The following is a 7,455-nucleotide window of genomic DNA, read 5'->3' on the forward strand; positions in this document are numbered from 1 at the left end:
CTGCTCCCACCCTCCCCGGCGACCCCCGGCTCAGGCTGCCTCCAACTTCACCTCGCCGCTACGACGGCGAAGCGACGGCGGTCTTTCACCTCCGTCCGAACAGAACAGCGCCTCGTGGCGCACTGCATCGATTTGAAGATCCGGCCTTAGGCGGCGATCGCCTCACCCAGCGCGGTGGGGTGGCCCTCACGCTGCAGCATCGTCACCGCGTCGTAAGCGCGGACGGTCCCGGTGTAGATCGAGGCGACCACCCGCAGGATGTCCGGCCACATCCGCGCCACCTTGCGCAGGTCGATCCGCCCGCGGGCGAAGGTGTTCAGCGGCCCGTAATCGGCGCCTGCCTCGATCCGCCAGCCCTTCTGGTCGGGCAGGTCCGCCAGCGCGGGCCGGTAGGAGATGTCCAGCAGTTCCAGCAGGCCGAAGGTCAGGTCACTATAAGATCCGGTGTCCGACACGACGATCTCGGGCAGGTCCCCGCCGTCCAGCCCGAAGATGACGTCGACCATGTGCAGGGAGTCGCGGACCGTCCCGGTCACGATCTTCGCGCCCCGCCCGATTCCTTGATCATTGATCGCGTTGAGCCAGGTCATACCGCGCTTGGAGCCGAAAAATTTGCGGTTGGGGCGGGCGAAGGCGGCCGGCACCGGGACCACGAACCGCATCCCGTCGACCGCGGCGACCATGCCGCCGCCCCACGCCTGCGCCAGCGCCAGCGCCAGCCCGGCCTGCCAGTCCACCAGCGGCGCGTTGGCCAGGCTGAGCGTCTCGGGCCGGAAGTAGTTCTGGAACACGTGCGACAGGCGCGAGCGCTCCAGGGCAGGCACGCCGGATTTGGCGATCGGCCGGTAACCGACGTTCATGGACTGCGCGGCCAGGCACGCCGCGATCGAGGTCGGCAGGTCCTCCAGCCGGGAGCGGCCGCCGGAGGCCGCGGTGAACGCCTCCACCAGCCGAGGCTCCCAGCTCATCACCTCCAAGATGACCTCGGGCAGGTCCACCCGCGGCAGCATCGCCGTGGTGCGGTTGCGCAGGTCGATCAGCGACGGCGGCTCCTCGATGGCCTTCACGCCGGTCAGATGGATCTTCCCGGCCTCATCGATGCGGACCTCGGCGTTGGCCTCCAGCCGGCCGCCGGCCTCCCGGTAGGCGATGTCCAGCACGCGAGCGTGGTCGGCCAGCAGCGGCTGCGGATCCTCCGGCAGGCCGAGCGCGGTCAGCACGTCCGGCCGGACCGCTTCCCATACCTCGCCGTCCAGGAGCCGGGCCTGGGGGTTGCGCCACTTGGTGGAGGCCTCGGCGTAGATCTCGCGGCGCTTGAGATGCCGATGGAACTGCTCCAGCAGGCAGAAGGCATACGCGTGTCTGTTCACCGCGCTGCCGTCCTCGAAAGCCGGGTGGCCGAACACCAGGCGCTTCCACGGGCCGGTCACCACGGCCGCCTCGATCAGGCGGGCGGGGATCAGCGGCGCGGGCAGCCGGCCGCGGTAGGCCAGCACGCCGGGAAGCCGCCGCATCGCCGCCAGCACCGGAGCGCCTTCCGCGTTCGCGCCGAAACTGATCACCTTGGGCAGCAGCTTCAACAACCCCGACACCGTGCTGTAGCGGCCGATGAGCTCGCTGCGCCAGTCCTCAGGGTCTGCCGCGTCGGCCGGCAGCACGTTCTCATTCACCAGCACCAGCGCGGCCCGCAGCTCCGCCCGCGAGATCACCGCCTCGATCGCCTCCCACACCTCCGACACCCGCGGCTCTTCCTCCTCACCGCCCCACGAGTCGGAGTCGAACAACGCCTCCACCGCCACCGCCAGGCGGGCCGAGGCCTTGGCCAGCTTCGGGTGCTTGCGGACCTTGTCCTTGTCCGCGGCCGTCTGCGCCTTGTTCAGCAGCTCGGTCGTCATCAGCAGATCCAGCAACTCCAGGGTGTCGTCGACCGACTTGGCCTCCAAGAACGCGACCGTGGCCAGCAGCGTCGCCAGCCGGCGACCATCGCGATGGCGGCGGATCTGCGAGGCGTCCGCGCTCATCCCGTACTTGGCCAGCTCCGCCAACCGGCGCGGCGGCACCAAGCGGTCGGCGCCCAGCTGATTCATGCCCAGCCCCATGACCTCCGCGACCTGATCCAGAGCTTTGATGATGGTCGGCCCGGACGCGCGCGGGACCGGGCCCTTGCGCCAGCGCTCCAGATCCGAGACCCGCGAGCCCGGCGGCACCTCCAGCAGCTGGTCCAGCACATAGCGCTGGCCCACCGTCAACAGCCCCTCCAGAACTCTCCACAACCGCCGCGTCGTCTCATCGCGCACATGCGTGACCAGCCGCGCCAGCGTCGTCACCCCCGGCAGCAGCGCATCGCGATCCCGCAGCCACCCCACCGCGTCGGTGAAGATCGCCTTCGGACCGTCCCCCGTCATCCATGAGCGGGCCGCCACCCACGCCCGCAGCTCCGCCTCCACGGTCCCGAACTCCTTCAGGCCGTACACCCGCCGGATCTCCCACTGATGGTCGAAGCGCGTCTTGGTCCGCTCGGTGTATCTCTTCACACACGACGGATCGGCGATGGCGAGCTGCTCGGCCACGAAGTCGACGACCGAGGCCGGCACGTCCAGGGGATCCTCCAGGAACGTCCCTGCCCACCGGACGGTGACGAGCTGCAGACCGAAGCCGAGCTTCATGTGCTCACCACGGCGACGCTCGATCAGCGCCCGATCCTCATCATCGAGGAAGAACACCCGCTCCAGGTCCGCCCGCGACGGCACCTCCGCATACCGGCCGTACGCAGACGCTTCGTCATCAGTCAAGAACTCCACCACCGGCATACGCCGCAAAGTAGGGCCTACCAGCCCTCAACCAACCGACAGTAGCTGAACCGTTACCCAACCCATCGCCAGGGTGTCGCCCGCCTGCATCGGCGCGTCAGATGGCGATAACCCCGCCCGCGCCTCCCCGCTACCGCCACTGACCGATTGGTTGCTGCTCAAGGGCCTATCCCCGCCCGCCGCCGAGCAGAGTTCGGAAGCCGCCGGGCAGGGTTCGCAGCCGGGTGGGGAGGCGGTCAACGGCGTCGGCGGTATTGCCGCTGGGGACGTCGGTGACGCTGAGCCGGGAGCGGTGGTGGCCGAGCGGGCCGGGCGGCTGGTGCTGAAGAAGCTGGAGCAGGGCGGTGGGCTGGAGGCGCTGGCCAGCGCGCACGAGGCGGTCTCGGCGCATCACGGCAACAACTACCTGCCGCTGCTGGAGCGGCACTACGGCTCGCACCGCTCAGCGCTGTTCACGCTGGTGGACTCAATCGAGTTGGAGGCGACCAGCGCCGAGCGCAGCGTGCTGGACGCGGTGGAGTTCCTGCGCGCCCACCGTAACTCCCGCGCCGCGTACCTGGTGGAGACGGTGACGGTCGAGGAGAGCGGCCCGGACGGCCAGGTCCGCGAGCGCACCCTGTCCATTGAGGTGGAGGCGTTCGCCTCGCAGGCCTGGCGCAAGGTCCTGCGCGATGCGATGCGTCCCGGGCTGCTGGTGCGCCGTCACCTGGAGGTGTGCGTGTTCTCCTACCTGGCGGCCGAACTGCGCAGCGGTGACATCGCGGTGGTCGGCTCGGATTCCTACGCCAACCTGCACGCTCAGTTGATGTCGTGGGAGGAGTGTGGGCCGCATGTGGCGGCGTTTTGCGAGCAGGCCGGCATCCCGGCCGAGGCCAAAGCGCTGACGGCCCATTACCAGAGCCGGCTCGGCGCGATCGCCCGGGAGGTGGACGCTGGCTATCCGGGCAACACCGACCTGACGTTGGAGGGTGGGCGGCCGGTGCTGAAGCGCCGCAAGGGCGCCGATCGGCGGGAGTTGGCGATCAAGCTGGAGGAGGCCATCCACGACCGGCTGCCGCAACGCGCGCTGCTGGACATCTTGACCCGGACCGCGTACCTGCTGGGCTGGCACCACCATTTCGGGCCCGCCTCCGGGTCGGACCCGAAGATTCGCGACGCGTTGGCCCGGTATGTGCTGACGGCCTTCGCGCATGGCACCCTGTTGGGCGCCTCCCAGGTGGCCGCGCACATGCGCGGGCAGGTCAGCGTGCACGAGTTGTCGCTGGCGGGCAACAAGCACGCCACCGCAGGCAAGATCGACAAGGCGTCCGCGGTGGTCATCAACGCCTTCAACAAGCTGGACGTGGCGGGCATGTGGGGCGATGGCAAGGCCGCGGCCGCCGACGGCTCGCAGGTGGAAACGTGGGAGAACAATCTCCTCGCGGAAACTTCCGTCCGATATGGGGGATATGGAGGAATTGCGTATAGACATATCTCGAATACCTATATTGCCCTCTTTAGCCATTTCATCCCGTGCGGGGTGTGGGAGGCGGTGTACATCATCGAGGGCCTGCTGCGCAACGAGTCCGACATTCAGCCCGATACCGTGCACGCCGATACGCAAGGCCAGTCGTTGCCGGTCTTCGGCCTGGCCGCGCTGCTGGGCTTCGATCTGCTGCCGCGCATCCGCAACTGGCAGGACCTGATCTTCTACCGGCTGGACGAGCGCACCCGCTACACCCACATCGAGCCGTTGTTCGGGGAGGAAGTGATCGACTGGGGGCTCATCGAGACCCACTGGACGGATCTGCTGCGTACCGCGATCTCCATCCGGGAGAGCCGGTTGTCGTCGGTGACGCTGCTGCGCCGGCTGGGCAACCATTCGCGCAAGAACCGGCTGTATCGGGCGTTCAGGGAACTGGGGCGGGCGATCCGCACGATCACGCTGTTGCGGTATCTGTCGCAGCCGGGGCTTCGTGAGCAGATCACCGCGATCACCAACAAGACGGAGTCCTTCCACGGTTTCGCCGAGTGGCTGATGTTCGGCGGCAAGCTCATCGGCCACAACGATCCCGACTACCAGGAGAAGGTGATCAAATTTAATGAGCTGATCGCCAATTGCGTGATCTACTCGACGGCCTGCGATATCACGGACGCGGCCAATCAGCTGGCCGCCGAGGGGCAGCCGGTCGACGTCGACGACCTGGCCACCATCTCCCCGTACATCACCCACACGGTGCGCCGGTTCGGCAATTGGGTGATCAACCTGACCCCGCCGGACCAAGCGCCGACCACGCGCTTGGATCTGGAGCCGCGTGTGCTGTTCCCCGCGGGCCTGTCCTGAGACGCCCTTCCCCGCGGTCGGGGCTGAGTTGATCGGTTATGCCCATGCTCCTGGCGCGTGCGCACTACGGTGAACGCCATGACCAGCGTGCCTTGCCCGGAACAGCCCGCCTCGGTGCAGCAGTTGGTGTCCGCCCTGATGCGGTGAGGTCACGGCGGTCCCAGAACGTCGGGGGTGACCAGGGCGCGGGCCGCGGCGGCGAAGTACGGTTCTGGGGCCGTGTCGGTCAGGCCGAGAATGACACCCTGGCTGAGGCCGGACAGAAGTCCCCTAAGCGCGGTGGCAAGGCGTTGCGCCTGTCGAGGGGTGACCGTGGCCTCGCCGTGGGATCTCCCGGCCAGGAGCGCGACCAGTCGTTGCTCGTGTGCCCGGACGGCGCCGGCGAGTCTGGGGCGCAGCTCCGGGTCGCGCAGGGCCAAGTCCTGCAGGCTGAGCTCGAAGGACAGGCGGCTCAGCGCGTCGGGGTCATCGCAGGTGCGGCGGTAGTGGCGGGCGAAAGCATCGACCGTCTCGACGAGGTTGAGGCCGGCGGGAAAGAGCCGTTCCATGTCCTCGTAATCCGGGTCGAGGTAATCGCTCACCAGGGCGACCAGCAGACCGTTCTTGCTGCCGAACAGGGAGTAGACGGCTCCTGTGGTCAGCTCGGCCAGCTCGGCGATCTCTTCCAGCTTGGCTCGGTGGCCGTCTCTGGAGACGATCTGGCGCGCTGCCTCCAGCAGGGCGCGTCGGTTGCGTTCCTTCGCCTCCGCCCTTGTCATTCTCATAATCGAAATATTACAGTAATCTCATTATGGAAGTCGAGCACTCTCTGGGCGGACTGCCCTGCCTCTCCCTCGGAGCAGGGCCGCCGCTGGTCGTCCTTCTCTTCACCCCGCAGGCCGCCATCCCGGTCGGCTTGGGCCGTCGCTACCTGATGCGCCTGGTGAAGCCCTTCACCGAGCACTTCACCGTTCACGCCCTCAACCGGCGTCCCGGCTTGCCGCCGGGCACAACCATGGCCGACCTGGCCGCCCACTACGCCGAGGGGATCGAGGCCGCGTTCACCGGGCCGGTGAACGTGCTGGGCCTGTCGACGGGCGGTTCCCTGGCCCTGCAGCTGGCCGCTGACCGCCCCGGCCTGGTCTCGCGCCTGGTTCTGGGTGGTACGGCCGCCGCACCAGGACCGGTCTGCGACCGCGCCAACCGCGCCTACGTCGAGCGCGCCAGGCGGGGGCGGCGGCCGAGCCCTCCTCTGGCCGACTTGGTGACGGAGTCGGCGATCGGCCGAATTCTCGTTGGCGTGCTGGCCTGGCTGGCCGACGGCCGCGGGGACCACACCGACGGCGCCACCATGCTGAATGCCGAAATCGGTTTCGACCTGCGCGCCCGGCTACCGGAGATCACCGCCCCCACCTTGCTGATCCAGGGCCAGAAAGACCTGGCCTACCCCCTGGAACTGGCCCGCCAGACCGTTGACGGCATTCCCGGCGCCAAGTTGATCGTCTATCCGGGCCGCAGCCACGGCGCGACGTTCACCGACCCGCGTTTCGCCGCTGATGCGCTGGCGTTCCTCCGATCAGCCTGACCAGGAAGGACGACCACCGTCCAGCGCATCAAGGGAGAACGACGAATGGATGTCAAGGCCGCGATCGCGGCCGAACGCCGGGAGGTGGCGGCCATGCTGGAGAAGCTGCCACCCGCGCTGTGGGACGAGCCGACGCTGTGCGCCGGATGGCGCGTGCGCGAGGTCGCGGCCCACATGTCTCTGGGCTTCCGGTACTCGCTGCCCAGGATGGCGTTCGAGCTCGTCAAGGCGCGGGGGAACATGAACCGGATGACCGACCGCTGCGCCCGCCGGGACGCTGCCGCTCTGTCCGAGGCCGAACTCGTCAACGCGCTCAGGGACAACGCCGACCACCCGTGGAAACCCCCGGTGGGTGGTTTGGCCGCGGCCCTGGGGCACGACGTCGTTCACGGCCTCGACATCACGGTCGCCCTCGGTCTTGGGCGCCGGGTCCCCCAAGACCGGGTACGCCTTCTCCTGTCCCAGGTCACCCCCAAGACGCTCAAGTTCTTCGGCGCCGATCTGGCCGGTGTCGAGCTGCGTGCCACCGACCTTGACTGGTCCTTCGGCACTGGAAGCCCTTTGACCGGTGACGCGCAGAGCCTCCTGCTGCTCGCCTACGGTCGCAAGCTTCCCCCGGGTCACCTCCAAGCCCTCTCTGTCAGACTGCTGTGATACATGGGATATATGAGTCCTTTTGATGCGAAGCAGGGCGAGACGGGACGATTGAGACAGTGACGATGACCCTCGCCGACCAGGCCGCCATGACGGGGCAAGAT

At 68.2% G+C, this 7,455-nt stretch carries 5 protein-coding genes; 3 read left to right on the top strand and 2 right to left on the bottom strand.

The genetic code is table 11. The features are described from left to right. Positions 1-146: 146 nt before the first annotated feature. The gene (locus tag ACBJ32_RS59145; protein WP_375134364.1) at positions 147-2,792 is read right to left on the bottom strand and encodes a Tn3 family transposase; all 2,646 of its coding nucleotides are present in this window, start codon (positions 2,790-2,792) and stop codon (positions 147-149) included. A gap of 169 nt (positions 2,793-2,961) precedes the next feature. On the opposite strand from ACBJ32_RS59145, the gene ACBJ32_RS59150 reads away from it, so the two are divergent. Next, positions 2,962-5,133: a transposase gene (locus ACBJ32_RS59150; protein WP_375134365.1), complete on the top strand. Its 2,172-nt coding sequence runs from the start codon at positions 2,962-2,964 to the stop codon at positions 5,131-5,133. Between the two features lie 149 nt (positions 5,134-5,282). Here ACBJ32_RS59150 and ACBJ32_RS59155 read toward each other — a convergent pair whose 3' ends face one another. Further along, positions 5,283-5,891 (bottom strand): TetR/AcrR family transcriptional regulator, encoded by a 609-nt coding sequence (locus ACBJ32_RS59155; RefSeq protein WP_375134366.1) that lies wholly within the window; start codon positions 5,889-5,891, stop codon positions 5,283-5,285. A gap of 32 nt (positions 5,892-5,923) precedes the next feature. On the opposite strand from ACBJ32_RS59155, the gene ACBJ32_RS59160 reads away from it, so the two are divergent. Together ACBJ32_RS59160 and ACBJ32_RS59165 are read left to right on the top strand one after the other, a co-directional pair. After that, a complete protein-coding gene (locus ACBJ32_RS59160) occupies positions 5,924-6,697 on the top strand; it encodes an alpha/beta fold hydrolase (protein WP_375134367.1) in 774 nt (257 codons plus the stop codon). Between the two features lie 45 nt (positions 6,698-6,742). Then, positions 6,743-7,351, top strand: a complete 609-nt coding sequence (locus ACBJ32_RS59165; RefSeq protein ID WP_375134368.1) for a maleylpyruvate isomerase family mycothiol-dependent enzyme — start codon at positions 6,743-6,745, stop codon at positions 7,349-7,351. Positions 7,352-7,455: the final 104 nt, after the last annotated feature.

Source organism: Nonomuraea sp. GTA35, assembly GCF_041950525.1.
Taxonomy (GTDB): Bacteria; Actinomycetota; Actinomycetes; order Streptosporangiales; family Streptosporangiaceae; genus Nonomuraea.

Bases quoted from the DNA above. Each gene is read 5' to 3' on its own strand.
- ACBJ32_RS59155 (WP_375134366.1), bottom strand. From the start codon at position 5,891: ATGACAAGGGCGGAGGCGAAGGAACGCAACCGACGCGCCCTGCTGGAG.
- ACBJ32_RS59160 (WP_375134367.1), top strand. From the start codon at position 5,924: ATGGAAGTCGAGCACTCTCTGGGCGGACTGCCCTGCCTCTCCCTCGGA.
- ACBJ32_RS59165 (WP_375134368.1), top strand. From the start codon at position 6,743: ATGGATGTCAAGGCCGCGATCGCGGCCGAACGCCGGGAGGTGGCGGCC.